This is a genomic window from Methylobacterium crusticola (assembly GCF_003574465.1).
GTDB classification, from domain to species: Bacteria; Pseudomonadota; Alphaproteobacteria; order Rhizobiales; family Beijerinckiaceae; genus Methylobacterium; species Methylobacterium crusticola.
The window spans coordinates 1-439 of record NZ_QOWC01000528.1 but is presented as its reverse complement, the minus strand read 5'-3'; the positions used below and the strand labels follow the sequence as shown (position 1 = coordinate 439).

At 68.6% G+C, this 439-nt stretch carries 1 pseudogene; it reads left to right on the top strand.

From position 1 onward, the window contains the following. A pseudogene (locus DT057_RS35910) lies at nt 1–439 on the top strand (porin); the annotation flags it as partial.

Sequence of the window (439 nt, the reverse complement as noted above, 5' to 3'; positions counted from 1 at the left end):
ACGGTGGTGGGCTCGCTGCTGCACTACTGGACGCCGGAGTGGCGCTCGGCCATCATCGGCAGCTACGGCGAGATGTCGTTCGGCAAGACCAGCCGGGCACTTCTGGGCGGGCTGAACTTCAACGGCCTGGGCAACCCGGTGAACAGCCCCGGCGCCAACGTGTTCAGCGCGGCGCTGCGCGACACGAGCCAGATCGTTGCGGGCGCGAGCCTGATCTGGTCGCCGGTGAAGGACCTCGACATCGGCGTCGAGGGTCTCTACCAGCGCACCGACCTCAAGAGCGGCCGGGTCGTCGACAACAACAAGACCGCGCTCGCGGCGGTCGGCGTCAACGCCGCCGGCCAGGCGATCAGCTCGGCGGCGACGGGCAGCGTCGTCCTGCCGACCACCAACTTCACGGACACTTTCCAGGTCCGCATGCGCGTGCAGCGCGACTTCT